The following is a 26540-nucleotide window of genomic DNA, read 5'->3' on the forward strand; positions in this document are numbered from 1 at the left end:
GAATACCCTACACATTAAGTCACTGCGCCCTTCGGGGCGTTAGTGCATCGATAACACAACGGAGAAATTGTAATGTCGTTGAAAAGAAGCACACCCTTTACCCTAAACCCAACTGCGCGTTGGGTAAGAGCCGCATTCATCGCTGGTGTAGCCAGCACTGCCGCTTTTTCAGTACAAGCGCAAGAAACGCAAGAGCAGACCGCGGCGGAGGACGTAGAAGTTATCGACGTTGTTGGCTCACGTCGTACAATACAGGACCAAATTTCAATCAAGCGCGAATCGACTACTGTTGTTGACGGCTTATCGGCCGAAGACATTGGTGATCTGCCAGCGCTTTCTATTGGTGAAGCACTAGAATCCATTACGGGCGCAGCATCACACCGTGAAAATGGTGGTGCTACAGAAATCACTATTCGTGGTCTAGGTCCGTTCTTAAGTGCGACGCATATTAACGGCCGTGAAGCGACTAATGGTAGCGGTGACCGTTCGGTTAACTTCTCACAGTTCCCAAGCGAACTGGTTAAGAAAATTGCTATTTATAAAACCCAAGACGCCTCTATGATTGAAGGTGGTGTGGCTGGTGTTATCGCCCTTGAAACTGTAGCCCCTCTTGATTACGGCAAACAGCGTATTCAGGGTGAAGTTAAAGGCAACTATAACCCTGACGAAGGCAATGTAGATAACTCACTTCACAGTGACTTAGGCTATCGTGGAACGATAAGCTATGTTGACCAGTTCGAGTTCAATAACGGCTCTGCGTTAGGTATCTCTATCGGTGCTCAGCGCCAGGATATAACTCAACCTGAAGCCGAGTACAGAAGCTCTAGCCCAACGGGCTCTTCACTATGGGCGTGTTTGAACGATCCTACCAACACTAATGAAGGCTTTTTCCGCAGCAGCGCTGGCGACTGTGAAGACCAGGTTAGCGGTAGCTCTAACCAAGGCTACAACACAGAAATCGACCCAGAAACTGGTGAGGCAATTAGTGCAGGTTCACCCTATGCGTGGACAGGTAGCTCTCGTAGCTATCGTCAAAACGAAACATCTGATGAGCGTGATGCATTCTTCTTAGCGCTACAGTTTCAGCCTAATGACGCCTGGGATATTAACACTGACTTCCAGTACTCAAATCGCTTGCAGCAAGAAGCAAGACACGACTTAATCTTTCTACAAAAGCGTGCGATACCTGGTTTGACCGGTCCTACGTTGGTAACCAATGATGTGGGCGGCATTCTACACTGGGAAGGCCAAGATCGTATTGAAAGCTCTGGTGAACAGTTCTCGCGTGACGAGACTTACCACGGTTTTGGTATCAATGTTGAACACTTTGCCACTGATGCATTAACGTTAAGCTTCGACCTTGCCTACTCAAAAACCGAGCGTGAAGAACTACAAATTTCAAACCGTGCCCGCACCGAAGACAGACAATTCTTCTCGTGGGATATGGGTGATGACATTCCTCATTTCACGGTACAGAACTTTGATGTGACTGATATCACAAACTTTTACGATAGCTTACGTACACGTGCTGATAGAGAAAATACGCGCGAAAACGAAGTTAAGTCGGCTAAAGTAGATTTCAGCTACATTCTTGACCATGACGTTTTCGTAAGCATCGAAGGTGGCTTACGTGCGTCTGAAATGACATTCGTTCAACTAGGCGGGTCTCAAGGCAATGGTTCTAGAACTGAATGGACGTTCTCTCCTACTGAAGGCTCATCTGACGAAGAAGAAATCGCTCAGGCAATTGCACTTATGCAAGGCTGTCAAATTGACTTCCCAGAAAGTGACTTCTTATCTTCTGTGTCAGACGGTGACATCATCACTCATGTTGATGGAGACGGTAATATTGTAGATAGCGGTACTGGTTCTTCGTGGGCAACGTATGACAACAACTGCTTCGCCCGTGCCGTAGCTGCATCTAACGGCGATGATTTCGCTTACCCTGAGCTGGAATATGAAAACTCGGGAACAATAGATGTCACTGAGCGCACTTATGCCGGTTATTTGATGGCAAACTACGACACAGAAATGTGGGGTAAATTCATTCGCGGTAACTTTGGTGTTCGTGTTGTAAACACTGAAGTTACTTCAATTGGCTTCAGAAATTCATTTGAAGTTATTGAAGGTGAACTGGGTACACTAACACTTGTTGAAGATGATTCAGTGGTTGAGCGTATCGAAGGTGGTGGTAGCTACACTGAAGTACTGCCTAGCGCTAACTTTGTAATGGATTATAGCGACGACATTTTGCTACGTGCAGGTATCTATCGCGGTATGTCTCGCGCAGACCCATCAGACCTAGGCTTTAGCCGTACGTTCCAAACTGATGATGAAGTTGCTCCTACGACGATTTCAGACCTAATTGTTGGTGTAAACGGGTCTGGTAACCCAAGTACTAAGCCTCTTATGTCTTGGAACTATGACGTTGCCATTGAGTGGTACCCGAATGAAGACTCAATTTTTGCTTTCGGTGTTTACTACAAGCAGTTCAACGGTGGCTTTCAACAGCAAACGGTGCTAGAAACCTTTGAGATTGAAGGTGACGATTATGACTTGCCTATTACTAACTCTGTAACGACAGACGAAAGCAGCAGCATCATCGGTATCGAAACCTCAATCGCTTATCGTTGGGATAGTGGTATTGGTGTTAAGTTTGGTTATAACTATGCTGACACTGATTATGAATTCGAGGACAGTAATTACGGTGATACCTTTATTACCGACCTTGACGGTAATACTACTCAGTTAACCCAAGGTATCATTCCTCCAGGTTCAGTACCTGGCTTCTCTGAGCATGTATTTAGCGGTCAGGTTTATTACCAGATTGGCGACCTAGATACAGCACTTATCTATAAGTACAGAAGCGAATATTTCCAACCATACACCAGTAACGGTACGCGCTTGCGTTACGTAGACGAAGTAGGTGTTTGGGAAGCACGCGCATCGTACAAGGTTAATGACCACGTACGCGTTAAGGTTGAAGCAATTAACCTATTCAGTGCACCTAAATCTCAAGACTACTACGTTCAAGGCAACCTTGGCGAAGTTAATGACTATGGTCCTCGCCTGTTTGCAGGTGTAACGGTCAAGTACTAAGGACTTCCAATCGCCACTCGTAATGCCTTAGCAACAGCAAGGCATTACGCGACTCTCAAAGGCCCTATTTCAAGCTAGGGCTTTTTTATTTTCTAATAAAAAAACCCGCTTAGTTAAGCGGGTTTTTGACTCACTATTGAGTGTTAAATTACAGCTGGTTGATTTGCCATACCGATACTGTACCACTTACTTCGTTACCTACTACAAGCAGAGGAACACCGCTTGGGCTGTCTTCAGCGCTAACAAATACCAAACTTTCTGGCGCAAGGTCACCAATCACGTCATCGCTGGTTAAACCTTCGGTAAGATCGCGGTTGATGACATACTCGGCGAATTGAACATCGTAAGGGTTCGTTACATCGTAAACGAAAATACCACCCATGCGCTCCGTGCCGATAAAGGCGTAAGTGCGGTCACCCACTAGCCCCACGGTTAATGCCTCTGGTTCTGGTCCTTTGTTCTCAGAGCGTGAATCGCTAGCGTTTTCATCGTCACCGTTGTTGAACTGTGCACCGTGAACTGAAGCGGTAATGCGCTCAAAATCGTCGCCAGAGTCATAAACCACTAAACCATTTTGATCCCAAATGGTAAATGAACGCGCACCGTAGGCATATGCAGCGTCATATTCACCGTCTCCATCAGCATCACCCATGGCTGAAGTTACGCGTAAACCGTCAGCTTCACCTGTTGCCTGTAGCAACGCCAATTCAGAGTTTGCCGCAGCCGTTAGGTCTTCTACTTTCACTTCGTCGGTATACGCAAGGCAACCATCGTCTTCGTCAAAATCAACACCACCAGCAGCAGTACAAGCAGCTTCATCAGCAGCCTCAAAGAAGTACTCACGAGCGTCACCTTCATTCGCAGTCACGATGAAAGTTGCGTTTTTCCACGTAAAGTTAGCAATGGTATCTGGCTGATAAACCCCATATAGGCCACTATATTGACCAAAGCTGACCGCTTCATTCTCTTGAATATCAATGTTAAGTCCAGCCCAAGACTTGGCTCCTAAGCCAACAACGTCCACGGTTAACTCTTCCAAATCTAAAATTGCTAGGCCATTGTTTTCCTGAAGGCTTACATAGGCAACATCGTTAGTCGCTGTAATATATTCAGGCTCTAGGTCCTTCGCTACAGTCGAGGTGATAGCGGTTCCGTTAATTGTACGCCCTGCTGGGTTTGGGAACATCATGCCTTGTGCCATAAGCTCAGCTTCACTGCCGTTAAGCGCACTGAAGCCTACAGTAGTACCTGTTTCTTCAGGCTCGCCACTGGCAAGAATATTGATAACCGTAATTGAACCTTCAGGGTCAACAGTATAGTCATCAGACGGTTCGCCTTCGTTGGCTACTAACACTTTACCGCCATCAGGAGTGAAAGTGACCATATCAGGTAGTGCGCCTACCTCTACCGAGTCTAAAAATGCGGGAGCAGAGCTATCAAGTCCGTTGTAAAACAACACGTAACCATTATCAGTTTTAACATCCGCTGGTACTGCAACGGCCATAAGGTCACCGCTTATGGCAATGCTCGTTAAACTGCCTAGCGCCACACCGTTAATGTCAGCAGGTAATGCGATTGTGGTCGGTGTTAGCGTGGTCGTATTAATTGGATCAGACATTGTTGCCGTACTAACGCCTGAGGCATCAATAACTGCAATTGTATTTGTTTCGCCGTTAGTGGCGTAAATAGTGCTGGTATCAGAATGATATTGAACGATTTCAGCTGCGGTTTGATTGCCTAAGAAAGCACGACCAACCACATCCATCGCGATACCAATAGAAGCATCGGTGCCGTCGCTGCCATCAGTACCTGGATCACCCTGTTCGCCCTGTGGTCCTTGTGCCCCTGTTTCACCCTGAGCACCATCGTCACCATCAAGGCCGCATCCTGTGAGCGCAGCTGAAACTAAAAATGCAATTAATCCATATTTAAACTTGTTACGCACTGCCATTTGATTTCCTTTTTAATTGTTTTTTGTCGTACGTTGCGAGGTCCGAGAAATCTGGGATTCCTACTCTTAGTACACCAGAAAATTTATTCAACTTCTATGTATAAATTAAAATCAGTTTATGACACAAATATTAAGAAGGCAAAGGCGTGTCATTTTTCTATAAAAAGTACGCACCTAGCTTACTTTACGTCAATTGTAAGTGCATATTTCAACGTCTTTTATTAGTTATTAATTTCAATAGAAACGATCGTAAGCACAAAGCAGTATCTTTAGCGCGAAGGTCTAGTTTTATTTGTCCGTTGTATCTGATACTAATACTGCCTAAAAGACGTATAAACTGAATGGCATATCATTTTTTGTGGCTGGGTCACGAAAATGGGTGTACTCAGCAATCAAAAGGATTAACTATGAAATTGAAATTCACTGCCTCAGCGGTTATTGCTGCTGCGCTCACACTAACCGCATGTGCAACATCTCCTACCGGCAGAAATCAAGTATTACTTTATTCAGAAGCCCAGCTAGCACAAATGGGCGATCAAGCTTTTTCAGGTATGAAAGAAGAGCTAAAAATATCGCGTAAAGCAGTACAAAACACCTATGTGGAATGCGTTGCAGACGCTATCACTGCTCAAGTTCCCGAAAGCGTTTTTAGTGGGCAATGGGAGGTGGTAGTGTTTGACGATGAACAGGTTAATGCTTTCGCCTTACCTGGCGGGAAAATAGGCGTATATACCGGGTTACTTAACGTAGCGGAAAACCAACACCAGCTAGCGGCTGTTATTGGTCACGAGGTAGGTCACGTTATCGCAGAACATGGTAACGAGCGTATGTCTCAGTCAACGTTAATTAATGTAGGCAGTCAAGCGGTAGGTCAAGTGTTGGCCGCGAACGAAGTGCCTCAATCAGGTCCGATCATGGCAGCGATTGGTTTAGGTGTTCAAGTAGGCGTTCAGCTTCCTTTTAGCAGAACTCACGAATCAGAAGCCGACGTTATTGGTCTTCAGCTAATGGCAAAATCTGGGTTTGACCCAAGACAGTCTGTAAACTTGTGGCAAAATATGGATGCAGCGAGTGGTGGTGAACGTCCTATGGAGCTGCTATCTACCCACCCTGCACCACAGACAAGAATCGATAACTTGCAAGCTAATATGCCCGCCGCCTATGCTGACTATCAGGCCACGGCCTATCGACCTAACTGTAAATAAAAGTACAGTCTTATAGAGGTATACTCTGTTTGGCGCCTAATTAATTCGCTTGCTTTTAAAGCAAAAAAAACGCTGCATTTAGCAGCGTTTTTTGTTTCCAAGATAACGGTTACTCGCCGTCTTGTTTGTGTAGGTGCACATCCATTTGCGGGAATGGAATTGAAATACCTTCTTTGTCAAAGCGAAGTTTAACTTGCTCTGTAAAGTCGAACTTAACTGCCCAGAAATCTGCAGCATTTACCCAAGGGCGTACTACGAAGTTAACACTGCTATCAGCAAGTTCAGAAACCGCTACAGTCGGAGCAGGTTCAGCTAGAATTCGATCATCCGCTTCAATCATTTCTTGCAACACTTGCTTAGCTTTAAGTAAGTCAGCGTCATAACCAATACCAACAACCATATCTACACGACGAGTATCTTTCGCAGAGTAGTTAGTGATGTTACCGCTATAGATATTGCCGTTTGGAACGATAATTTCTTTGTTATCAGGCGTATTCATTGTAGTTGTGAAAATACCAATCTTTTTGATTGAACCTGCAGTACCCGCAGCTTCAACAAAATCACCCGCTTTGAACGGCTTAAATACTAGTAGCATTACGCCTGCTGCAAAGTTTTTAAGTGAATCTTGTAATGACAGACCAATGGCTAAACCAGCCGCACCTAATATGGCTACAAGTGAAGTAGTATCCACACCTAGTTGATCTAGTGACGCGACGATAACAAATAGCATCAAGATAGCACTAAGTATCGCTTCTAGAAAATCCACCAACATGTCATCGTATTTAGATTTAGCCATTAAGCGTCTAAATACAGACAGAATAAATCCAACTACGATTTTACCGACTACATAAATCGCAATCGCCATTAGGATATTGATGCCCCATGGAATGGCGTAGTCGTTTATGTACCTTTCAACATCACTTGCTGAAAAAAGTGAGAGTTTTTCTTCCATAATATGGTCCTTGTCATGGTTAGTTGTAATTAGCATACATACGGTAGCAGCTATTCGTATTATCACCAATACACAATAGGTCCAAACAGCGTAAATTCGCCCTAAAGTCTAAGCCTTATAGGCCCTTGATAGTGTTAGCATTATCCAAAAGTAGCGATACATAACGCTACTCTTAGTTACAACGTATACCAAAGTTTAAGTATTTTTTTGAATAATTGTCACACACATGTCACTCAACAAAGGCACTATTTTACATCGAAGCTTGAATGCGCTTTGTGGTCTTTTTAACTTTTTCGGAAGTTACCGAGTTTTAAGACTTTTTTTTTGATGATTTTTCAGCCTTAAAGTTTTAGACTAAAGTCTCATAAGATTGACGCAGAAAATGGGTTTCGGTCCTTTTCCGCTAATTTTTATGAACGAGCTTTAGCAAACTATGTCACTTAAAGGATTAACGCATGTTGCTTCTCATAACCCTATTTTCGGTTGTTTTGTGTTTATTTTTATATTCACTTCGCACCGATAAAGGAAAACACACTAAGTATGCAAGAGCGGAATACCGCCCAGCACAAAAATCGAAGCCTTCTTCCACAGTGTTGGAAAACTCTTCGAGCAACTCTTCGCCCTCTGCGGCATAGAGTAAACCTACGAGTCAGGTGATTATTAAAGATAGGTCGCGTGTTGCCGTTTGTGTAAGTTTTTCTCCAATTATTTACATGATGCCGTCGACAGCATTGCAACCTGCATATACAGACACGTATCATACGCATTAAAACCAAACACCTGATTCCTTATGCGTATACCAAGAGTTTATTACCCCAACCCCATTCCTTTAGAACAAGAATTTGAATTAACCGAAGATGCGGGTCATCACATCGCTACTGTGCTGCGCATAAAGCCCAATCGCCCTATTGTGCTATTTAACGGCGATGGCAACGAATACAGTGCACAAGTCATAAGTGTTCAAAGAAAAAAAGTAACGGTTGAAGCCGACGCATGTCTTTCTTTAGCAAAAGAGTCCCCCCTCCACCTTCACTTAGGTCAGGGTGTTTCTAAGGGCGATAGAATGGACATTGTGCTACAAAAAAGCGTAGAGCTTGGCGTAACAGAGATAACGCCTGTTATTACCGAACGATGCACAGTAAAACTTGACGAGTCACGCTGGGAAAAGAAAATTCAGCAATGGCAGAAAATTATCATTGGCGCCTGTGAACAAAGTGGTCGCAACATTATTCCTGTGCTCAATGCCCCGGTAAATTTAAGTCAGTGGCTGTCCTCATCAACCAATACTACGCGGTTGGTTTTAGCACCCGGCGCAGAACAAAGCTTAGCGAGGCAACCTTATAATACTCAAGGCTTTCGACTACTTATAGGCCCAGAAGGCGGGTTATCAGACACAGAAATCCATCAAGCTAACGAAAACGGTTATCAATCGGTAAGTTTAGGCCCACGTATTTTACGTACCGAAACGGCGGCAATTACGAGTTTAAGTATTCTCCAGGCACAACACGGCGACTTTTGAGGATATATTTTAAACCCTTTTTTTTTACAGGCCTATGCTAGACCAATAACTTGAAGTATTAGGGTGTGACCCAATATACAAAGATTATCGGCAGGGCTATATGAGCCGACATTTTATAAACATTCAAGGTGAGAACATTATGCAATATACCGTTGGCGTAATTATGGACCCCATCGCAAGCGTTAAGCCACATAAAGACACAAGCTTTGCGATGATGCTTGAAGCTCAGCGCCGCGGTGCAAAGGTTGTTTATTTCGAACTAAAAGACCTGTATTTAGACAATGGTAAGCCTATGGGTTTGGGCAAAACCGTGTCGGTTAAAGACCAAGCGACAGATTTCTACGCGATTGAAGACGAAGCAACCCTGTATTTAGGGGATATTGATGTTTTACTTATGCGTAAAGATCCGCCTTTTGACAGCGAATTTCTGTACGCCACCCAGATATTGTCGCTAGCGCAAGACGCTGGAGCACTGGTTGTAAATAATCCTCAGGCCCTACGTGACTACAACGAAAAATTGTTTACATCGTATTTCCCAGAGCATATCCCGAATACTCTCGTATCAAACAACCAAACGATTATTCGTGAGTTTCATGCCAAGCATCAAGATATTATCTGTAAGCCCTTAGACGGTATGGGTGGCGCCTCTATATTCAGAGTAAAGCCTGACGGTAATAATTTAGGCGTAATTATTGAAACTCTGACTCATTTGGGCACGCGCTATATGATGGTACAGGAGTACCTTCCAGAGATTAAAGACGGTGACAAGCGTGTATTGATTGTAGATGGTGAAGTAATGCCATACTGCTTAGCGCGACTGCCAACCAAAGGGGAAACAAGAGGGAACTTGGCCGCCGGTGGCACTGGCCGCCCTCAGCCAATTTCTGATTCAGACCGCGCATTGGCTGAAGCCATAGCTCCTACGCTTAAAGAAAATAATATTTTGTTTGTAGGGCTTGATGTAATTGGCAATAAAATTACAGAAATAAACATTACCAGCCCAACGTGCGTAAGAGAAATAGAAGCCGCGTACGACGTAGACATTATGGGCGCACTGTTTGACGCAATTGAAAAGCGCTTAGCCAACAGATAAACGTACTTTGCACTAGTCACCGGCGCGAGTAGCTCAGATAAAGCTCAGCATGGGTGAATACAGGGCCTTTTATACTTAATGTTAAATGGCCCCCTAAAGTAAAAGACGTTAGTAAAATATAGTAGTAAAAAGCAAACTATGACGGAATTAAAAAGCCTACAAAATCACTTTTTGGTCGCAATGCCTAGCTTAGACGATCCCTACTTTTCACGTTCACTCATTTATGTTTGTGAGCACAATGCTGAAGGCGCTATGGGCATTGTGGTGAATCAGCCCTCTACTATGAACGTAAAACAACTTCTTGAACAAACTGATAAAGAGTTGACAGTTTCTGAAGACAAGGCAGAACAAATCGTACTCGCGGGCGGACCCGTCAACCAAGAACGTGGGTTTGTGTTGCATTCGTCGCAGAAATCCTGGGCGTCTAGTCTTAAGCTCGCGCCGGGGATCATGGTTACCACATCAAAGGACATTTTGACGGCTATCGCTAACGATGAGGGCCCAGAGGACGTGCTTATTGCTTTAGGTTACGCTGGGTGGACACCTGGGCAACTTGAAAAGGAAATGCAGGAAAATGCGTGGCTAACCATAGAAGCGGACGAAGAAATTCTGTTTAACACTCCTATGCATAAAAAATGGCAAGCAACGGTAAATAAACTCGGTGTTGATGTATGGCAGCTAGCTCCGGGAGCCGGGCATGCCTGATATAGGAAACCGTACTGTACTTGCGTTTGACTTTGGTACTAAGAGTATTGGCGTAGCGGTAGGCCAAGAAATTACTGGCACTGCTTCACCGCTTGCAGCGCTTAAAGCACGAGACGGCATTCCAGATTGGGCATTGATAGAAAAGCTTTATGAAGAATGGCAACCCCATGTTGTCGTTGTTGGTTTACCGCTAAATATGGATGGTACAGAGCAGGAAATGACCCAACGAGCTCGCAAGTTCGCCAATCGACTCCATGGACGTTTTCGTGTTGCAGTGGAAACCTGTGACGAGCGTCTTACTACTACCGACGCTAAAGCTATGCTGTTTGAGTTAGGTGGCTATAAAAAGCTTACTAAGGATAAAGTTGATAGCGTATCAGCTTGCGTGATCTTTACCAGCTGGAGCGAAAGCCAGTACGAGTAGCCACCTTTGCGCTACTCTTTGTTGTTAATTTTCAGTTCCTGTACTTTTACTTTTCCGCGCCGCACTGCCAGCATACATCGAATGCGCTGCCGTTTTCCTCACCACACGCGTTACATCGCCAGTCTTCACTGCTGTTATTCGTATTACGTGATTTGTGAACGATGGCCTCGATAACTTTCGACGCCCGTGCATACCAGCTATCGTCGATGAGCCACACCTCCTGCTGAGAATCCTGCCAAGGCAGCTCTCCTATAGCACCACCAGCAAATTCATTTTTTACCATATAGGGAATAGACAGCGCATCAAGTTCGCTGCGAACCGCTTGCATTTCAAAAGCGTCTTGTGAGGAGAAAAGTTTTTTCAATGACTATCCTATTGCAATAAAATAATGCATACCGCGTAGAGCTTATACGAAAAAGCAGCCCTTGGGCTGCTTTTTGAGTAATTATCCAGGTACCGCTTTTTCAAAGTGTAACTGCTGTACTGAAGAAGCAGTGCCTAGTCATCCATATCAATAGACACATTAGACAAGGTGCCTAAGCTAGAACCGTCGCTAGTATCAAGCTTGATCATTAAGCGCAGATCGTTAGGCGAGTCAGCATGGTGAAGCGCTTGGTCCATGTCTATCTTACCTGCTTTATACAAATCATATAGGGCCATATCAAAGCTTTGCATGCCCTGCTCTTTACCCTTTTTCATGGCTTCTTTTAATGCGCCTATTTCGTTACGCTGAATAAGATCGCGCACTAACGGCGAGTTAAGCAGTATTTCTATAGCCGCTACCCTGCCCTTACCGTCTGGTGTTGGCACAAGTTGTTGAGCAACAATAGCGCGTATGTTCAGGCTTAAATCGAAGCGCAGCTTATCGTGCTGATCTTTAGGCGCCAAGTGCATAATGCGCTCTATAGCTTGGTTCGCGTTATTGGCGTGTAGCGTGGCTACACATAAATGCCCTGTATCGGCAAACGACATGGCATATTCCATGGTTTCCATTGAGCGAATTTCACCAATAAGAATCACATCAGGAGCCTGACGAAGCGAGCTTTTGAGTGCGTCGTCGAAGGACTGAGTATCAATGCCCACCTCGCGCTGCGTGATAACACAGTTTTTATGCTCGTGAACAAATTCGATAGGATCTTCAATGGTTAATATATGCCCATGAGTGTTTTCATTTCTGTGCCCAATGAGCGCAGCCAATGACGTGGATTTACCCGTGCCTGTTCCGCCTACAAAGAGAACAAGACCGCGTTTAGACATAATAATTTCTTTTAGTACTCGCGGCAGACCCAAATCATCAGCTTTAGGAATTTGTGTCACGATTCGACGGATAACCATACCCGCTTGGTCGCGCTGCCAGAATGCTGAACAACGGAAACGGCCAATACCGTCACGTACGATGGCGAAATTACATTCCTTCGACGTATGAAATTCGTCTCGCTGCTTTTCGGTCATCGCTTCGTGAACCAGCGCGAGCGACTCTTCTACCGACGTAGCACTTTCCGTCACTGGCGTTAGTTTGCCGTTAATTTTGGCGCTTACCGGAAACTCAGCCGTTATAAATAAATCCGACGCATTGGTATCGACCATTTTTTGTAATAGTGAATCTAGCATAATGGCCTCTAGAAGTTGTTCATAGACTGTTTATCCACTGACTTTGCCGCCGCATCTTCTTTGCTTATGACCCCCATAGCTACCAGTCGCTGTAAGCATTGATCCATGGTTTGCATACCATGTGCTTGCCCGGTTTGAATAACCGAGTACATCTGCGGCACTTTATCTTCACGAATAAGGTTTCTAATAGCTGGGATGCCCACCATAATTTCGTGAGCAGCCACACGACCCCCACCTACTTTCTTAAGCAGAGTTTGCGATATAACCGCGCGTAGCGATTCCGATAACATTGAACGCACCATGGCTTTTTCCTCTGCTGGGAACACATCAATAATACGGTCAATGGTTTTAGGTGCTGAGTTGGTGTGTAGCGTACCAAACACCAGGTGGCCTGTTTCTGCAGCTGAAATAGCAAGGCGAATGGTTTCTAAGTCACGAAGCTCACCAACCAGAATAACATCAGGGTCTTCACGAAGCGCTGAGCGCAGAGCGTTATTAAACGAGTGCGTATCGCGGTGTACTTCACGCTGGTTTACCAAACTAAGTTTATTGTCGTGAACAAATTCGATCGGGTCTTCTATAGTAAGAATATGTTCGCGTTTATGCGTATTAATATGGTCAACCATGGCTGCTAGGGTGGTACTTTTACCCGAACCTGTAGCGCCGGTGACTAGCACTATTCCGGTAGGCTGATTAATGATGTCTTTAAAAATTTCGGGCGCGCCAAGGTCGTCTAAGGTTAACACCTTGCTAGGAATGGTACGTAGCACCGCCGCGGCACCGCGATTTTGAACAAAGGCATTAACACGAAAACGGGACAAACCATTTACTTCGAATGAAAAATCGGTTTCTAAGTTTTCTTCGTACTCTTTGCGCTGCATGTCATTCATAATCTCGTAAACAAGACCATGAACTTGCTTGTGATCGAGGGCAGGCACGTTAAGTTTACGCATCTCGCCATCTACACGAATAATTGGTGGTAGGCCCGCTGATAAGTGTAAATCTGAGGCGTTATTCTTAACACTGAAAGCCAAAAGTTCGGTAATATCCACAACCACTTCTCCAAAACAAGGTGAATAATGCAAACAATAGCAGAAAGACTAGATTCCGCACGAAAAGGAATAGACCAAGCCGCTACCAGTGCACATCGTCCACCAAAAACCGTTAAATTGCTAGCGGTTAGCAAAACAAAACCCGTATCAGATATCATTGAAGCGTATGAAGCGGGACAACGAATGTTTGGCGAAAACTACGTGCAGGAAGGTGTTGAAAAGGTTCAAGAACTTTCAAGACTCGAAGATATTGAGTGGCATATGATTGGCCCTATTCAGTCAAATAAAACTAAAGTAGTAGCCGAACATTTCGACTGGGTTCAGTCAGTAGACAGAGAGAAAATAGCCCGCCGCCTTAATGAGCAACGCCCAGCCTCAATGCCGCCATTAAACGTATGTATTCAGGTGAACATTGATGATGAAGGCAGTAAGTCTGGCGTAGCGCTCAACGAATTAGCGTCTTTAGTTGAGTTCATAGCTTCACAGGAGCGCCTTTGCTTACGCGGTTTGATGGCTATTCCCAAGGCCAATCCCAGTGAAGAACAACAGCGCGCTACGCTAACTAAGCTAAAAGAATTATTTGACCACTACCATACATCACTGAGCAATTTTGATACCCTATCCGTAGGAATGAGTAGTGATATGGCAGAAGCAATTCAACATGGCTCTACCATGGTTCGAATAGGTACCGCTATTTTCGGAAAACGTACTTAGCCATACCTATAGTGCTTAGCTTTTAGTGAGCAGCTTTGCTACACAGACTTAAATGCAATCAACAAATAGGATTTACATGCAACAGAAAAAATTAGCATTTATTGGCGCGGGTAACATGAGCCGCAGCATCATCAGTGGTCTTATCAAATCTGGGTATGCGAAAGAAAATATTCTTGCGGCAAACCCGTCCACTCCAAAGTTAGACGGCCTTAAAGCCGAGTTTGGTATTCACACCACGCAATCTAACGATGAAGCTTGCCAATTCGCTGACGCCATTGTGCTTGCGGTAAAACCACAAATTATGGGTGATATGTGCGGCGAACTGCAAAAAAATAACGACCTATCGGGTAAGTTGTTTATGAGCATCGCAGCCGGTCTACCCGTTGCCAGATTACAAGAGATGTTAGGCGGCGAATACCCTGTGGTTCGTATTATGCCAAATACACCAAGCTTGTTAGGCAAAGGCATGTCGGGTATGTACGCCGACGATACAGTGTCTGAGTCTGACAGACAGTACGTAGACGATGTGATGAACAGCGTGGGCGAAACCGTTTGGGTAGATAAAGAAGAGGGTATTAACGGTGTTATCGCCGCAGCGGGCAGCAGTCCAGCCTATTTCTTCTTGTTCCTACAAAACATGCAAGAAGAAGCCATGAACATGGGATTTGATCAAGCCCAGTCACGCCTTATGGTGCAGCAGGCTATGTTGGGTGCAGCTGAAATGGTTTGTAACAACCCAGACCTTGAATTAAGTGAGCTTCGTGCCCAAGTTACGTCAAAGGGCGGCACCACAGCCGAGGCCGTAAATACCTTCATTGATGAAGGCTTAAAAGATATTGTCAGCAAGTCGATGCGGGCAGCCGTAGCGCGTGCTGAAGAAATGGCAAAACAGCTATAACGTTTTAGGAAAAACACAACATGAATGCAACGGTATTTTTGGTTGATACCTTATTTAGCCTTTATTTGATGGTGGTTATTCTGCGCCTTTGGTTACAAATGGTTCAAGCAGACTTTTATAACCCAATGAGTCAATTTGTAGTAAAAGCAACCCACCCTATCGTGGGGCCGTTGCGCCGTGTTATCCCGTCAATCGGCAGATTCGACACCGCTACCTTTATATTGGCGATAGCGGTATGCGCGCTTAAACTCGTTACTCTTGGGCTTATGTTTGGCGGTACGCTAAACCCCGTAGGCATAGCCATTTTATCGGTAATTGGCGTGGTAAAAGAAACCCTATCGCTAATGTTTTGGGTATTGCTGTTACGTGCAATTTTAAGCTGGGTATCGCAAGGTCAATCTCCGGTAGACTATGTGCTGTATCAACTAACTGAACCCTTTTTAGCGCCTATTCGCAAAGTCATTCCTCCACTAGGTGGCCTTGACTTGTCGGTACTGATTGCCATCATCGCATTACAGTTTTTACAGCTTCTGATCCAAGACACTTTCCCTATGTAAACAATGTTTACTACAGGCATTAAAGGTGAATCCTTAGGTCATACAGTATTATGCAGCGGGTACGCCCGCTGTTTTGTAAAAGAAAAATATGAAGGCAAAGTAAGGTCTATCATGAGTAAAATAAAACAAATCAAGAAAGGGTACGCAGCTCTTCTTGCAATAGCTATAGCTTGCTTAAGCTTCTCTGCATTTGCCGAACAGAAGAAAACGCTTGGTGAATGGGATGTACACTATATGGTAGTAAGTACGCCTTTTTTAACGCCTGAAGTTGCAGCTAATTACGGCATTGTAAGAAGCAAGTTTAACGCGCTGGTCAACATTTCCGTACTCGACAAAGTTTCAGGTGAAGCGCAGCGTGCAGATGTGACAGGTACGGCAAAGAACCTCTTAGGCAATGCTCGCAAACTTACCTTCAAGAAAGTGGAAGAAGGCGATGCCATTTATTATCTCGCCGTACTACCGTTTCGCGATCAAGAAACGTTCAGGTTTGAAATAGACGTACAAAAGGGTGCGAGTAAACAGACGCTAAAATTCCAACAAAAAATGTATGTGGATGAATAGGCAACTGCAGCTTACATTCTTAAGGCAATATTGTTTACGCGTTAAACCTTACCAACCTTAGTAATCTGTAACTTCTTTTTACCAAACACAATTTTAATACTCTTAGAGCGAGATAGCCGATAATCGGTATCTCGCTTTTTTATTGTGTTAAAAAATTGATAACTCCCCTTTACCAATTTGATGCAGTAGTAAATAATCAAGACAACTGGTCGGGCAAGTTGGCTCGTAAAGATTTAAGCATTAGTTACTGAAGCCTGCTGAAGCGCGATTAAAATCAGATTCTACTTACTTTAATTACTAAACAACATGCTAGATGCCTTCATAGTAAAAAATAGAGAATAAATATGAATACGCCCTCGTCACAGTCTGCACCTCAGACCGCCGCTGCCCATTCTGTAAATACGTCAGAACAGCAGTCACCTTTTTACCCTAACCTATTAGCCCCATTAGATTTGGGTTTTACTACACTTCGTAACCGTACCCTGATGGGCTCGATGCATTTAGGTTTAGAGGAGGAAAAAGGCGGCTTTGATAAACTGGCAGCTTTCTATGCCGAGCGAGCAAAAGGCGGTGCTGGGCTTATTGTGACTGGCGGCATTAGTCCTAACATTTCAGGTTGGGTTGCGCCCTTCGCCGGCAGAATGACGCGCTCTCGTCATGCTAAGAAGCACCGTGTTATTACCGATGCTGTACATAAAGAAGAGGGTAAAATTTGCATGCAAATACTGCATTCGGGTCGCTATGGTTATCACCCGCTTGCTGTTTCCGCTTCACCTATGAAGTCGCCCATTACTCCGTTTAAGCCTCGCGAACTTTCCTCGCGCGGCGTGAGAAGCACCATTAAAGACTATGTTAAATGTGCTGCCCTAGCCCAACAAGCAGGTTACGACGGTGTGGAAATAATGGGTTCAGAAGGTTACCTCATTAATCAATTCTTTTGCGAACGCACTAACCACAGAAACGATGAATGGGGCGGCAGTTTAGAAAACCGAGCCCGCTTAGCAATTGAGATAGTTAAAGGTGTGCGCGAGAAAGTAGGTACTAACTTCATTATTATCTATCGTCTGTCTATGCTGGACTTAGTGGAAGGCGGCGCTAAGTGGGATGAAGTCGTGTACTTGGCTAAAGAAATTGAAAAAGCAGGTGCTACGCTTATCAATACCGGTATCGGATGGCACGAGGCCCGCGTTCCCACGATCTCTACATCTGTGCCACGTGCAGCGTTTACCTGGATAACCGAACGCATGAAAAAAGAGGTGAATATTCCTCTTATCACCACTAACCGTATCAATACTCCAGAGGTGGCGGAATCGGTATTGGCACAAGGGCATGCTGACATGGTATCAATGGCCCGCCCTTTCCTGGCTGACGCCCATTTTGTGGCTAAGGCCATGCGCAATGAATCTAAACTTATCAATACCTGTATTGCCTGCAACCAGGCCTGCCTTGACCATGCCTTTGTGCAAAAGCGGGCAAGCTGTTTGGTAAATCCACAAGCGTGCTATGAAACCGAACTTACCTTTACACCTACGCAAAACAAGAAAAAGCTAGCGGTTGTAGGTGCCGGTCCAGCTGGATTGGCATTTTCAATGTATGCTGCTGAGCGAGGACACGACGTGCATTTATTTGATAAAGCCGCTGAAATTGGCGGTCAGTTCAATTATGCCAAACAAGTGCCCGGGAAAGAGGAGTTTTATGAAACCCTGCGTTATTTTGACAATCAGCTAGCGCGGGTTGGCGTATCCATTCACCTTAACACCGAAGTTAATGCAGAAAGCTTGTCAAATGAGGGATTCGATGAAGTGGTGTTAGCAACAGGCATCAATCCACGTAAACTTTCTATTGAAGGTCACGACCACCCTAAAGTGATGAGTTATTTAGAGGTATTACGCGACCACAAACCGGTGGGCAAAAAAGTGGCAATTGTTGGTGCTGGCGGTATTGGCTTTGACGTAGCAGAGTTCTTAGTTGAGCACGAACATTTAGCTAAAGATAAAGAAAAATGGCTAGCTCACTGGGGTATCGACAAAAATTACTCAGCACCAGGGGCACTTAAAGAAAAGGCGATAGAGCCTTCTGAACGCGAGGTGTATTTATTACAACGCAAGACCTCGAAGGTGGGCAAAGGTCTAGGTAAAACAACAGGTTGGATCCACAGGCAGTCGTTGAAGCACCACAACGTTCAAATGATAAATGGCGTTTCCTACGAGAAAGTGGATGATGAAGGCCTTCACGTACTCATTAACGACACGCCTAAGGTGCTGCCTGTCGATAATGTTATTGTGTGTGCAGGCCAAGAGCCCTTTAAGCCTCTGCAGAAACCTCTAGAAGATGCAGGCTTTACCGTACATATTATCGGAGGTGCTGACGTCGCGGCAGAACTCGATGCCAAGCGTGCTATTCGCCAAGGAGCAGAACTGGCAGCGCGAATTTAAGAGCTAAGCGAGCTATGGAAACTAAGTTATTAATGGCTATTTCGAATAGCCTTTAGCTTGGCGGTGTAAAGCGCTCTATTCTGTGAAGGCAGTGAAAGAGAGAGCGCTTTTTCCATCATATTTTCAGCTTTAAGCACCTTACCCTGTAAAAAATAAGTCTTAGCCATAGCCGAGTAACTTTCTCCTAAATAAGGGCCTGTAGCGATGGCTTTGTTGAAAAACATTTCTGCCTTTGAAAGCTTGCCCTTCGCTAAAAATGCATTACCTAAATCTATCCAACGATAAGGGTTGTCGTCGTCTGTTTTTAAATACATATCCCCAATACGCGATAGCGTTTCTACATCGCCTACCTTTTTAAGCAACACGGCGAAATTTGATAACGTATGTACCGACTGGATATGGTTTTCGATAGCGAACTCATACAACTTCCGAGCTTCTTTTTCGTAGCCATTCGAGCGATATAGTACGGCGAGAGAATTTAGTGTTGAAGCATTTGTTGTAGTTAACTGCATAGCACGATACAAGTAACTGTAAGCCAAATTAGGGTCATCACTCATCACTTCAGCAGACATGTTTTGGTAATACATAGAGATAAAATCGGCCTCTGAGATATAAACTCCCCGGTCATCACGGCTTGATGGAAAATAATCGATGACGGCTCTACCTCGAAAAACAATGCTATCGCCTGTTTTTTCAGGTTCCGGCCCTAAAATTATACTTCTAACATGTGTAGACGTAGTAAGTGTCTTTCCGAACCTTCGGTACAGTGGTGGGGTATGTACTTGTTGATAAACCACATCTAGATTAACGAGTCTGGCAAGAGCTGTAGTTAGCAACGCAAGCGACATACAGTTCCCGTAACGTTTGTTTAAAACATCTTGTGCTTTTAGGGTGTCTCCAGCGTAGCTAAAATTTGAGACCAGATCGTTTAAGTAGTAAGCGAGGCGAAAATTAGGTGATATATGTGCTTTAGTCGGCGAGTTATAGTAAGAAAGAAAGTGTTGCTTTTGCTGGTCAGACAACGCAAATAATGACGCAGGCTCTTCCACATCAACCCTTGCGAACTCCTCAACCTGCCAATCGAATGGTGTTAATTCACTATTGCTCTGGATGGAAGTATTTTTGGTACTCTGACACGCTACCGTTGTCATCAACGCTATAGCTAAAAATAACGATTTGGTTTTCAACCTGCCTTCCCTCACTTCCTTTTGATTAAGAGTTATAGCTCAAAAAACTTGGGTAGTTAGCTTCCGATGGCAATAAAAGAAATTCTTCTTAAAATTGGTCAAACATAATAGTGTTGCCGTCGGGGTCTTTAACAATAAAATGACCAGGGCCGCTATCGCCTTTCACAGGTACATCCAATGCAATGTCTTGTTCAACTAAGCTAGCCTGAAGCGCTCTAACATCGCTGGGGTTAAAAGTCATAATGTTGTCTTCAAACATACCTTCGAACAATCCAATCATGGTGTTGCCGTTTTTCATCATTAACCATTTGTCTTCTACCGAGCCACATGAAGGCATAGCTTCAAAACCTAACGCTTCGTAGAAGGCTTTCGATTTATTAATATCCTTGACCGCTAAACTCAATGAAAATAACCCTAACTCCACCTTGCGCTCCTTTAAACCTTTATAAAAATTGTACAATTACTACTCTAGTGAAGCTATTCGTCAATATCACTGCTATTGGTCGCAAAAACGAAAAAAGCCAGTAAGGTCTGAAACTTACTGGCTTTATAGTGTTTTAAGTTCTACTTAATTTGCCGCTATTCACTAACTTTGTTGGCTAGCAATCCAGCGGTCAATTTTCTGTTCAAGAATAGCAAGTGGAATTCCGCCCGTATTCAACACTTGCGCGTGGAACTCTCGAATGTCGAAATCGTCACCTAATGCTTTTTCCGCGCGAGCGCGTAGCTCTTGAATTTTAAGCGCGCCAACTTTGTAAGACAGCGCTTGCGATGGTATAGCAATATAACGCTCTACTTCTGCCACGACTTCCGTGCGAGTCATGCCTGAGTTTTCGAGCATAAAATCGATAGCTTGTTCACGGCTCCAACCTTTAGCGTGAATCCCCGTATCTACTACCAAACGCATAGCACGCAGCTGTTCATCCTGAAGCGTACCGTAACGGTTCCATGGGTCATCAAAAAAGCCCATTTCATAGCCCAAGGTTTCTGAATATAGCGCCCACCCTTCACCGAAGGCAGGTAAGAAACTAAAGCGCATGAAAGACGGCAGGGCTTCATTTTCTTGAGCAAGGCTTACTTGGAAATGGTGGCCCGGCGCACCTTCATGAAGGTACAAGGTAACGTTGCCCGTAGTTAAGCGACTAGGCAAGTCGTAGGCATTAAAGTAAAAAGTACCAGGGCGAGAGCCGTCTGGCGTGCCCGGTTGATAGGAGCCCCCCGCACTGAATTGCTCGATAGCAGGATCGTAAGGTTTTATTTCTAATTCAGATTTTGGCAGTAGAGAAAAGTACTGGTCAATTTTTTCATCCACTTCACGACCAATATCATAATAGCTCTGGGTTAGTGCCTCACGGCTCTCAGGCTTGAATTTTGGATCGGTGCGTACATAGTCGAAGAACTCGTTTAATGTTCCTTCAAACTTTACTTCGTCTTTAATTTCAAGCATATCATTTTTGATACGCTTAACTTCTTTTAAACCAAGATTATGCAGCTCATCAGGGGTCATTGGCAGTGTCGTTGAACCTTCCACCATCAATTGATAAAGCTTTGCACCACCTTTCATATCGCTAAGGCCAATGCTTTCACGAGCAACAGGCAAATACTCGTCGCGCAGGAAGTCGCGCATACGCGCGGTTGCATCGTAAATTTCTTGCGTCGCTTGCTCATATTCAGCGGTCAAACGGGCTTTTTCTTCGACAGAGAAGCTTTCTGGGAACATGGTAATTGGCCCCCAAAATTGTGACTCTTTGATAGGGATGGCCAGTTGAGTATCAAACTGCTTCATCACACGGTCGATAGTTAGCTTAGTTTCAAGTACACCACTTTCCATGCCCTCGTGGAACTTGCCGATAGCACGGTCAGAAATAGCAATGTAATCTTTGTGGCGAGATAGGTTGTTTTCGTAATCTTCTACTGTTTTAAATGGCGCTGCGCCTTTTCCGCTTGCAAAGGTTGGGTAAAAAGTATGAAACCCGCTAAAGTGGTTTATAGGGCGTACTTCTGTGAGCGCTTCAATCTCATCGCTCGACATTTTTAGCGAGCGCTCTTCATTGTACTTAAATACATCGTAAGCAAGCTTGTCGGTATCGCTTAACTTACTGCGATCAATTTGTTTAAGTTCTGACAAGTTAAGCAATGTTGCCGTTTTTCCCGCTATAGCATGGGAGTCTGTTAAGAAGTCGCCCATTCTGTCGGCATAACGCATATCACCGCGAAAAATGGCCATAATCGGATTAAGCTCGATATCACGCTGGTCGGCAGCCGAAAATAGTGCAAAAAGCTTATCGTGCTCAGACACTTCTTTTGATACTGATTCACTTTTTGATGAACTCTGCATATCTGCGTGATTGTGTGCATATGCTACCGCTGAGCTAAGACCCAGTGCCATGGTTACTGCACTACTGACGAGTAGTGTTTTAAATGATTTCATTTGTGATTACCTTCTTGTTTTATTATCTCGCCGTTAATCTAACGTAAGCTTTAGTATCAGCTTTAATTTCAGCTTTTAAATTAGCTTCTAAACCAGCGGCACTGTCGTTATATGTTATTGCCCTACAATGACGTAGCAAACAGCTTTAATTACTGAGACCTGAACTGGATCCCTAATATAAAATTCACATGTGATGAATTGTTATCTATTGAACACTTAGCAAGGCTTGTGATTTGCACCACGTTAAACCAGCCCAAGGCTGTTTCAACGCTGTAAAAAACTATTCAGGTAAATGAGCCATCTCTTGTCGCCATGCTCTTTCATAGGCTTCACGGCCCAATACACGTTTCGCGTAAGCCCCTACATTATCTGTTTTACCGTCAAGCGTAATATCAAGTTTACTGCCTTTCGCCCACGCCAAAATATGGCCTGCTATCACATCGGCCATGGTAAACATGCCGCCGCTAACAAACTCTTTATCGCCAAGCATAAAAGAGAACACAGGCAGCACTCGATTAAATTCCCACATCGCTACTTCGCGCATCTGCTCAAGCCTCTGCTCTTTTGGCAGGGCAAAGGTGTGTTTTGCCAAATTCCAAATGGGCTGCTCTAACTCACTGGTAAGAAACAGCATCATCTCTTCATATTTTGCACGCTCGAAACTGCCTGGCTCTGGGATAAATTCATGCATGCCGTGTCTTTCAGCTAAAAAGGTGACAATAGCAGCAGACTCAGTCAAGGTGCCTTCGGGTGTCGCTAGCGCTGGAATTTTTGCAGCCGGGCTTATGGCTTTATATTCCTCTGACAAGTGCTGCCCTTGTTTTAGGTCAATCAAATTGTAATCAAAAGGCAAGCCGAGCTCTTCCAACGCCCATGCCACGCGAACCGAGCGGGTTTTCGGATAACCGTAAAGTGTATACATAACAATATCCTTTAAAAACTGAAAGTGGGCTAACTGTAAGTCGAATAGGAGAAAAGTGCCACTACCATATTGTTACTGAGTTTTACCGCGCTACTACAAACTTACCCGCCTTCATTTCATAGAACATAGAAAAGCATTCGGTAACTTTTTCATAGGACGCTATAAGTCTTGCACCCAACGTAAGGGACTTTTTAAAGAGCTGAGAGCTATGTATGGCCTAAGGCTTACACTGATAAAGACTTCAGCACCTTTTCTTTTACTTCGCTCGAACTGGTTTGTTTTATGCTGGTTAACTTTGTAGTTGCTCGAAAACGAATCATTAATTTAGTGAAGGAGAATACTATGAAGAAACGTTTACTTACTACTTTAGCAGGCTCAATTTCTTTAGTGCTAAGTGCTGGGAGTTTTGCCGGTCATCATGAAGAAGGAAAAGAAGTGATGATGAAAAACTTAGAAACTGGCAATGCTATTGGTACAGTTATGGTGAGTAGTCACGATGATGACGGCGTGGTATTCACACCTAAGCTGTCAGGCTTAACACCTGGTGTCCATGGTTTCCACGTTCATCAAAATGGAGATTGCTCCTCAGCAATGAAGGATGGCAAAAAGGTACTAGGTGGCGCAGCTGGCGGTCACTTTGACCCAGAAAATACCGATAAACATAGAGCTCCATGGTCTGAGCGCGGTCACGAAGGCGATCTTCCTGTGCTTTATGTAAATGAAGAAGGTGAGGCTACTCAGCCAATTTTCGCGCCAGAACTTGAACTGGAAGATATTGAAGGTCGTGCACTGATGATTCACGCCGGTGGTGACAACTATTCTGATTCACCTAAAAAGCTCGGCGGCGGTGGAAAACGTGTGGCGTGTGGTGTAATTAGCAAATAAACCACAGTTAATACAAAAGAGCGGCTTTATTAAGCCGCTCTTTTTTGTTCTGCTTTATTGGCTAAATATTTAGCCCTTATTTAACCGGTATTCCAACGTAATGTTGGCATTCAGCAGTTGAGAAACGGGGCAATTCTCCTTCGCTTCTTGGGCTATTTTTTCAAATTCGTCTTCAGTGATACCGTCAACTTCAGCATCTAACGTCAATGCCGACTGAGTAATTTCAAACCCGTCATCGCTTTTGTCTAGGCTAATTTTGGCCGTTGTATTTAATTCGCCGTCTTCATACCCTGCATCGGATAATGCAAAAGAAAGTGCCATAGTGAAGCAGCTCGCATGAGCTGCTCCAATTAACTCTTCAGGGTTTGTCCCTTTTTCATCTTCAAACCGCGTGTTAAACCCATAAGGCTGATTAGACAAAGCGCCTGTTTCCGTAGAAATGCTGCCTTTCCCTTTTTTACCTAACGGCTTGTATGCTGCACTACCTGATTTGACTATAGACATATTATCTTCCTTACCTTCTACTTAATAAAACCTGAGCCAAGCTCTTTTTAGAGTTGTAAACAAACGACAACCGGCTGTACGAAGTGAAGCAGTGTTTGATTAGCGTTAAGCAAAGCTGAACTACCTCACTAAGTGAAATCACAAGTTGTCGCGTATTTTGACTCACACATAATGGTTGAGATGCAAGTGCTCTGCCGATCAAAAGTCTCTTACTTCACCCCCTGTCATGGAAGGGCTACAGAGCAGTGGCGCGAAATAATATGACGTTCACTTTGCTACCGATGAACGCAGGCTACAGAGTCTGATGAAAATTTTACTTACCCTCTTTTGGTATTAATTGTTCTTGATTCTAGTGCGATGCTATTAATCGCTAGCTAAGCTCTTTCTTTTATAAGCGAGGAAAAAGTGATGCTTCAAACTACGGTGAAATAAATTGCAGCCTAAACCGTTCTTTATCTAATACTCGTATATGTTCACTAACATAGCCTTACTTTATAAGTCGAAAAGCTTAGAAGGAAAACTGGGCCATAGCGCATAGCTATATGGCTCTGTCAAAACGTAAAAGGTACAAAATGAAATCTACAATCACCGCAGTATTGTTCGGCGCAACTTTGAGTGCCGCGGTATTTATACCATCTACAAAAGCCGATGAAGCTATTTTAGCGGGAGGCTGCTTTTGGTGTATGGAATCTGACTTTGAAAAGTTAGAAGGTGTAACCGACGTAGTTTCTGGGTTTACTGGTGGAAGCGCACCAAACCCTACCTACAACGGCAATCACAAAGGGCATTATGAAGCGGTCAAAATTACTTATGACGGCGAGGTGCTTTCTTATGAAGATATCCTCGATCATTTTTGGGTAAACATTGATCCTTTTGACGACAGAGGGCAGTTTTGCGATAAAGGCCCCAGCTACCTTAGCGCTATTTTTGTTGCGAACGATAAAGAACGCGCTATCGCCGAAAAAACAAAAGCTGACGTAATCTCCCAGTTTCCGAATAAAGACGTGGTGACGCCAATACTTGACGCCTCTACTTTTTATCCAATTAAAGGTGACGAAATAGGTCACCAAGATTTCTATAAGAAGAGTCCTGTTCGCTACAAATTCTACCGTTGGAACTGTGGTCGCGACCAGCGCTTAAAAGAAATTTGGGGCGACAAAGCCATGGGAAAATAAAATAGTATATAGCGAGTTTGGCTAAGCACAAATCTCAACGCTTCAGCTCTGCGTATTGTTAATATTCTATGTAAACAAATGGATATTGATGCCATAGCAATATGAGGAGGTGTGTATGTTTAGCGCTAGCCCAACGCTTGACTTGATATGTAGAGGCCTTTTTCTTACCTCGATGGCAATGGTATGGGTAGTATTACTGGTTCGTATTAACGGCTTACGTTCTTTTTCGAAGATGACAAACTTCGACTTTGTTATGACGGTAGCAGTGGGTTCATTGCTCGCCAGTGCATCACAAACAACTAACTGGATTGCTTTCATTCAAGCCATGATAGCTATGGCAGCCTTGTTTATCGTGCAGTCGATCACCGCCAAGCTTCGTAGAAAATCCGATAAAATTGAAGCGATAATGCAAAACACGCCGGTTGTTCTAATGAGAAATGGCGAAATTATTGATGGTGCCCTTGAAGAAACCCGAGTGGCACGCAGTGATCTGTTAGCCAAGCTACGGGAAGCTAACGTATTGAATCTGCATGAAGTTAGGGCTGTAGTCCTGGAAACGACAGGCGACATCTCGGTGCTACATGGCGAGCACTGCTCAGAAGCCTTGTTAGAGGGTACGAAAAGCGTAAAAGGCTAACTATCATTTAACTTTTTCACTTA

Annotated in this window: 24 protein-coding genes; 14 read left to right on the forward strand and 10 right to left on the reverse strand. The window is 44.2% G+C overall.

The window, feature by feature from the left end; translation table 11 throughout:
* The first annotated feature begins 72 nt into the window (after positions 1-72).
* Positions 73-3099, forward strand: a complete 3027-nt coding sequence (locus PCAR9_RS14960; protein ID WP_179984295.1) for a TonB-dependent receptor — start codon at positions 73-75, stop codon at positions 3097-3099.
* A gap of 148 nt (positions 3100-3247) precedes the next feature.
* Here PCAR9_RS14960 and PCAR9_RS14965 read toward each other — a convergent pair whose 3' ends face one another.
* Positions 3248-5050, reverse strand: a complete 1803-nt coding sequence (locus PCAR9_RS14965; protein WP_179984296.1) for a choice-of-anchor I family protein — start codon at positions 5048-5050, stop codon at positions 3248-3250.
* A 407-nt stretch (positions 5051-5457) separates the two neighbouring features.
* On the opposite strand from PCAR9_RS14965, the gene PCAR9_RS14970 reads away from it, so the two are divergent.
* Entirely contained in the window at positions 5458-6255 is a 798-nt protein-coding gene (locus PCAR9_RS14970) for a M48 family metallopeptidase (RefSeq protein WP_179984297.1), read from the forward strand.
* A 109-nt stretch (positions 6256-6364) separates the two neighbouring features.
* Here PCAR9_RS14970 and PCAR9_RS14975 read toward each other — a convergent pair whose 3' ends face one another.
* The gene (locus tag PCAR9_RS14975) at positions 6365-7207 is read right to left on the reverse strand and encodes a mechanosensitive ion channel family protein (RefSeq protein WP_118492753.1); all 843 of its coding nucleotides are present in this window, start codon (positions 7205-7207) and stop codon (positions 6365-6367) included.
* Between the two features lie 790 nt (positions 7208-7997).
* Between PCAR9_RS14975 and PCAR9_RS14980 the strand changes: the two genes are divergently transcribed.
* The 4 genes from PCAR9_RS14980 to ruvX all read left to right on the forward strand — a co-directional run bounded on the left by PCAR9_RS14980 (position 7998) and on the right by ruvX (position 10948).
* Positions 7998-8726, forward strand: a complete 729-nt coding sequence (locus PCAR9_RS14980; RefSeq protein ID WP_179984298.1) for a 16S rRNA (uracil(1498)-N(3))-methyltransferase — start codon at positions 7998-8000, stop codon at positions 8724-8726.
* A 139-nt stretch (positions 8727-8865) separates the two neighbouring features.
* On the forward strand, positions 8866-9819 hold the full coding sequence (gene gshB / locus PCAR9_RS14985) for a glutathione synthase (RefSeq protein WP_179985249.1): 954 nt from the start codon (positions 8866-8868) through the stop codon (positions 9817-9819).
* A gap of 138 nt (positions 9820-9957) precedes the next feature.
* A complete protein-coding gene (locus PCAR9_RS14990; protein WP_179984299.1) occupies positions 9958-10524 on the forward strand; it encodes a YqgE/AlgH family protein in 567 nt (188 codons plus the stop codon).
* A complete protein-coding gene (ruvX, locus tag PCAR9_RS14995; protein WP_179984300.1) occupies positions 10517-10948 on the forward strand; it encodes a Holliday junction resolvase RuvX in 432 nt (143 codons plus the stop codon). Before PCAR9_RS14990 ends, ruvX begins: the two co-directional genes overlap by 8 nt.
* Positions 10949-10994: 46 nt before the next feature.
* Here ruvX and PCAR9_RS15000 read toward each other — a convergent pair whose 3' ends face one another.
* From PCAR9_RS15000 to PCAR9_RS15010, 3 genes are all read right to left on the reverse strand, one after another.
* On the reverse strand, positions 10995-11312 hold the full coding sequence (locus PCAR9_RS15000; protein WP_179984301.1) for a putative signal transducing protein: 318 nt from the start codon (positions 11310-11312) through the stop codon (positions 10995-10997).
* Positions 11313-11446: 134 nt separating this feature from the next.
* Positions 11447-12559, reverse strand: a complete 1113-nt coding sequence (locus tag PCAR9_RS15005; protein ID WP_179984302.1) for a PilT/PilU family type 4a pilus ATPase — start codon at positions 12557-12559, stop codon at positions 11447-11449.
* 8 nt (positions 12560-12567) lie between these two features.
* Positions 12568-13611, reverse strand: a complete 1044-nt coding sequence (locus PCAR9_RS15010; RefSeq protein WP_179984303.1) for a type IV pilus twitching motility protein PilT — start codon at positions 13609-13611, stop codon at positions 12568-12570.
* A gap of 27 nt (positions 13612-13638) precedes the next feature.
* On the opposite strand from PCAR9_RS15010, the gene PCAR9_RS15015 reads away from it, so the two are divergent.
* The 5 genes from PCAR9_RS15015 (at position 13639) to PCAR9_RS15035 (ending at position 18776) form a co-directional block, all read left to right on the forward strand.
* On the forward strand, positions 13639-14325 hold the full coding sequence (locus tag PCAR9_RS15015) for a YggS family pyridoxal phosphate-dependent enzyme (protein ID WP_179984304.1): 687 nt from the start codon (positions 13639-13641) through the stop codon (positions 14323-14325).
* A 76-nt stretch (positions 14326-14401) separates the two neighbouring features.
* Positions 14402-15223, forward strand: coding sequence for a pyrroline-5-carboxylate reductase (proC, locus tag PCAR9_RS15020; RefSeq protein WP_179984305.1), 822 nt, complete (start codon positions 14402-14404; stop codon positions 15221-15223).
* Between the two features lie 20 nt (positions 15224-15243).
* Complete coding sequence (locus tag PCAR9_RS15025) at positions 15244-15780, forward strand: YggT family protein (protein ID WP_179984306.1); 537 nt, start codon at positions 15244-15246, stop codon at positions 15778-15780.
* A gap of 111 nt (positions 15781-15891) precedes the next feature.
* A complete protein-coding gene (locus PCAR9_RS15030; RefSeq protein WP_179984307.1) occupies positions 15892-16341 on the forward strand; it encodes a DUF4426 domain-containing protein in 450 nt (149 codons plus the stop codon).
* 344 nt (positions 16342-16685) lie between these two features.
* Positions 16686-18776, forward strand: coding sequence for an NADPH-dependent 2,4-dienoyl-CoA reductase (locus PCAR9_RS15035; protein WP_179984308.1), 2091 nt, complete (start codon positions 16686-16688; stop codon positions 18774-18776).
* Positions 18777-18805: 29 nt separating this feature from the next.
* Here PCAR9_RS15035 and PCAR9_RS15040 read toward each other — a convergent pair whose 3' ends face one another.
* The 4 genes from PCAR9_RS15040 to PCAR9_RS15055 form a co-directional block, all read right to left on the reverse strand.
* On the reverse strand, positions 18806-19963 hold the full coding sequence (locus PCAR9_RS15040; RefSeq protein ID WP_232091222.1) for a tetratricopeptide repeat protein: 1158 nt from the start codon (positions 19961-19963) through the stop codon (positions 18806-18808).
* A gap of 88 nt (positions 19964-20051) precedes the next feature.
* Complete coding sequence (locus PCAR9_RS15045) at positions 20052-20387, reverse strand: VOC family protein (protein WP_179984309.1); 336 nt, start codon at positions 20385-20387, stop codon at positions 20052-20054.
* 162 nt (positions 20388-20549) lie between these two features.
* The gene (locus PCAR9_RS15050) at positions 20550-22394 is read right to left on the reverse strand and encodes a DUF885 domain-containing protein (protein ID WP_179984310.1); all 1845 of its coding nucleotides are present in this window, start codon (positions 22392-22394) and stop codon (positions 20550-20552) included.
* Between the two features lie 280 nt (positions 22395-22674).
* Positions 22675-23316, reverse strand: a complete 642-nt coding sequence (locus PCAR9_RS15055) for a glutathione S-transferase family protein (RefSeq protein WP_179984311.1) — start codon at positions 23314-23316, stop codon at positions 22675-22677.
* 342 nt (positions 23317-23658) lie between these two features.
* On the opposite strand from PCAR9_RS15055, the gene sodC reads away from it, so the two are divergent.
* Positions 23659-24201 carry a superoxide dismutase family protein gene (gene sodC, locus PCAR9_RS15060; protein WP_179984312.1) on the forward strand — a complete coding sequence of 181 codons (543 nt, stop codon included), beginning with the start codon at positions 23659-23661 and terminating at the stop codon, positions 24199-24201.
* A gap of 69 nt (positions 24202-24270) precedes the next feature.
* Here the strand turns inward: sodC and PCAR9_RS15065 are convergent, their stop codons facing one another.
* Positions 24271-24705: an OsmC family protein gene (locus PCAR9_RS15065; protein ID WP_118492719.1), complete on the reverse strand. Its 435-nt coding sequence runs from the start codon at positions 24703-24705 to the stop codon at positions 24271-24273.
* 572 nt (positions 24706-25277) lie between these two features.
* Between PCAR9_RS15065 and msrA the strand changes: the two genes are divergently transcribed.
* Entirely contained in the window at positions 25278-25880 is a 603-nt protein-coding gene (gene msrA, locus PCAR9_RS15070) for a peptide-methionine (S)-S-oxide reductase MsrA (protein ID WP_179984313.1), read from the forward strand.
* A 115-nt stretch (positions 25881-25995) separates the two neighbouring features.
* On the forward strand, positions 25996-26517 hold the full coding sequence (locus PCAR9_RS15075) for a DUF421 domain-containing protein (protein WP_179984314.1): 522 nt from the start codon (positions 25996-25998) through the stop codon (positions 26515-26517).
* Positions 26518-26540: the final 23 nt, after the last annotated feature.

The organism is Alteromonas macleodii (assembly GCF_903772925.1).
Taxonomy (GTDB): domain Bacteria; phylum Pseudomonadota; class Gammaproteobacteria; order Enterobacterales; family Alteromonadaceae; genus Alteromonas; species Alteromonas macleodii_A.

Excerpts from the sequence above, each read along its gene's own strand:
- PCAR9_RS15050 (WP_179984310.1), bottom strand. The coding sequence starts at position 22,394 with ATGAAATCATTTAAAACACTACTCGTCAGTAGTGCAGTAACCATGGCA.
- PCAR9_RS14970 (WP_179984297.1), top strand. The coding sequence starts at position 5,458 with ATGAAATTGAAATTCACTGCCTCAGCGGTTATTGCTGCTGCGCTCACA.
- PCAR9_RS14975 (WP_118492753.1), bottom strand. The coding sequence starts at position 7,207 with ATGGAAGAAAAACTCTCACTTTTTTCAGCAAGTGATGTTGAAAGGTAC.
- PCAR9_RS15075 (WP_179984314.1), top strand. The coding sequence starts at position 25,996 with ATGTTTAGCGCTAGCCCAACGCTTGACTTGATATGTAGAGGCCTTTTT.
- PCAR9_RS15065 (WP_118492719.1), bottom strand. The coding sequence starts at position 24,705 with ATGTCTATAGTCAAATCAGGTAGTGCAGCATACAAGCCGTTAGGTAAA.
- PCAR9_RS14960 (WP_179984295.1), top strand. The coding sequence starts at position 73 with ATGTCGTTGAAAAGAAGCACACCCTTTACCCTAAACCCAACTGCGCGT.
- PCAR9_RS15035 (WP_179984308.1), top strand. The coding sequence starts at position 16,686 with ATGAATACGCCCTCGTCACAGTCTGCACCTCAGACCGCCGCTGCCCAT.
- PCAR9_RS14980 (WP_179984298.1), top strand. The coding sequence starts at position 7,998 with ATGCGTATACCAAGAGTTTATTACCCCAACCCCATTCCTTTAGAACAA.
- PCAR9_RS14990 (WP_179984299.1), top strand. The coding sequence starts at position 9,958 with ATGACGGAATTAAAAAGCCTACAAAATCACTTTTTGGTCGCAATGCCT.
- PCAR9_RS15005 (WP_179984302.1), bottom strand. The coding sequence starts at position 12,559 with ATGCTAGATTCACTATTACAAAAAATGGTCGATACCAATGCGTCGGAT.
- PCAR9_RS14965 (WP_179984296.1), bottom strand. The coding sequence starts at position 5,050 with ATGGCAGTGCGTAACAAGTTTAAATATGGATTAATTGCATTTTTAGTT.
- msrA (WP_179984313.1), top strand. The coding sequence starts at position 25,278 with ATGAAATCTACAATCACCGCAGTATTGTTCGGCGCAACTTTGAGTGCC.
- ruvX (WP_179984300.1), top strand. The coding sequence starts at position 10,517 with ATGCCTGATATAGGAAACCGTACTGTACTTGCGTTTGACTTTGGTACT.
- PCAR9_RS15030 (WP_179984307.1), top strand. The coding sequence starts at position 15,892 with ATGAGTAAAATAAAACAAATCAAGAAAGGGTACGCAGCTCTTCTTGCA.
- PCAR9_RS15055 (WP_179984311.1), bottom strand. The coding sequence starts at position 23,316 with ATGTATACACTTTACGGTTATCCGAAAACCCGCTCGGTTCGCGTGGCA.
- sodC (WP_179984312.1), top strand. The coding sequence starts at position 23,659 with ATGAAGAAACGTTTACTTACTACTTTAGCAGGCTCAATTTCTTTAGTG.
- PCAR9_RS15025 (WP_179984306.1), top strand. The coding sequence starts at position 15,244 with ATGAATGCAACGGTATTTTTGGTTGATACCTTATTTAGCCTTTATTTG.
- proC (WP_179984305.1), top strand. The coding sequence starts at position 14,402 with ATGCAACAGAAAAAATTAGCATTTATTGGCGCGGGTAACATGAGCCGC.
- PCAR9_RS15015 (WP_179984304.1), top strand. The coding sequence starts at position 13,639 with ATGCAAACAATAGCAGAAAGACTAGATTCCGCACGAAAAGGAATAGAC.
- gshB (WP_179985249.1), top strand. The coding sequence starts at position 8,866 with ATGCAATATACCGTTGGCGTAATTATGGACCCCATCGCAAGCGTTAAG.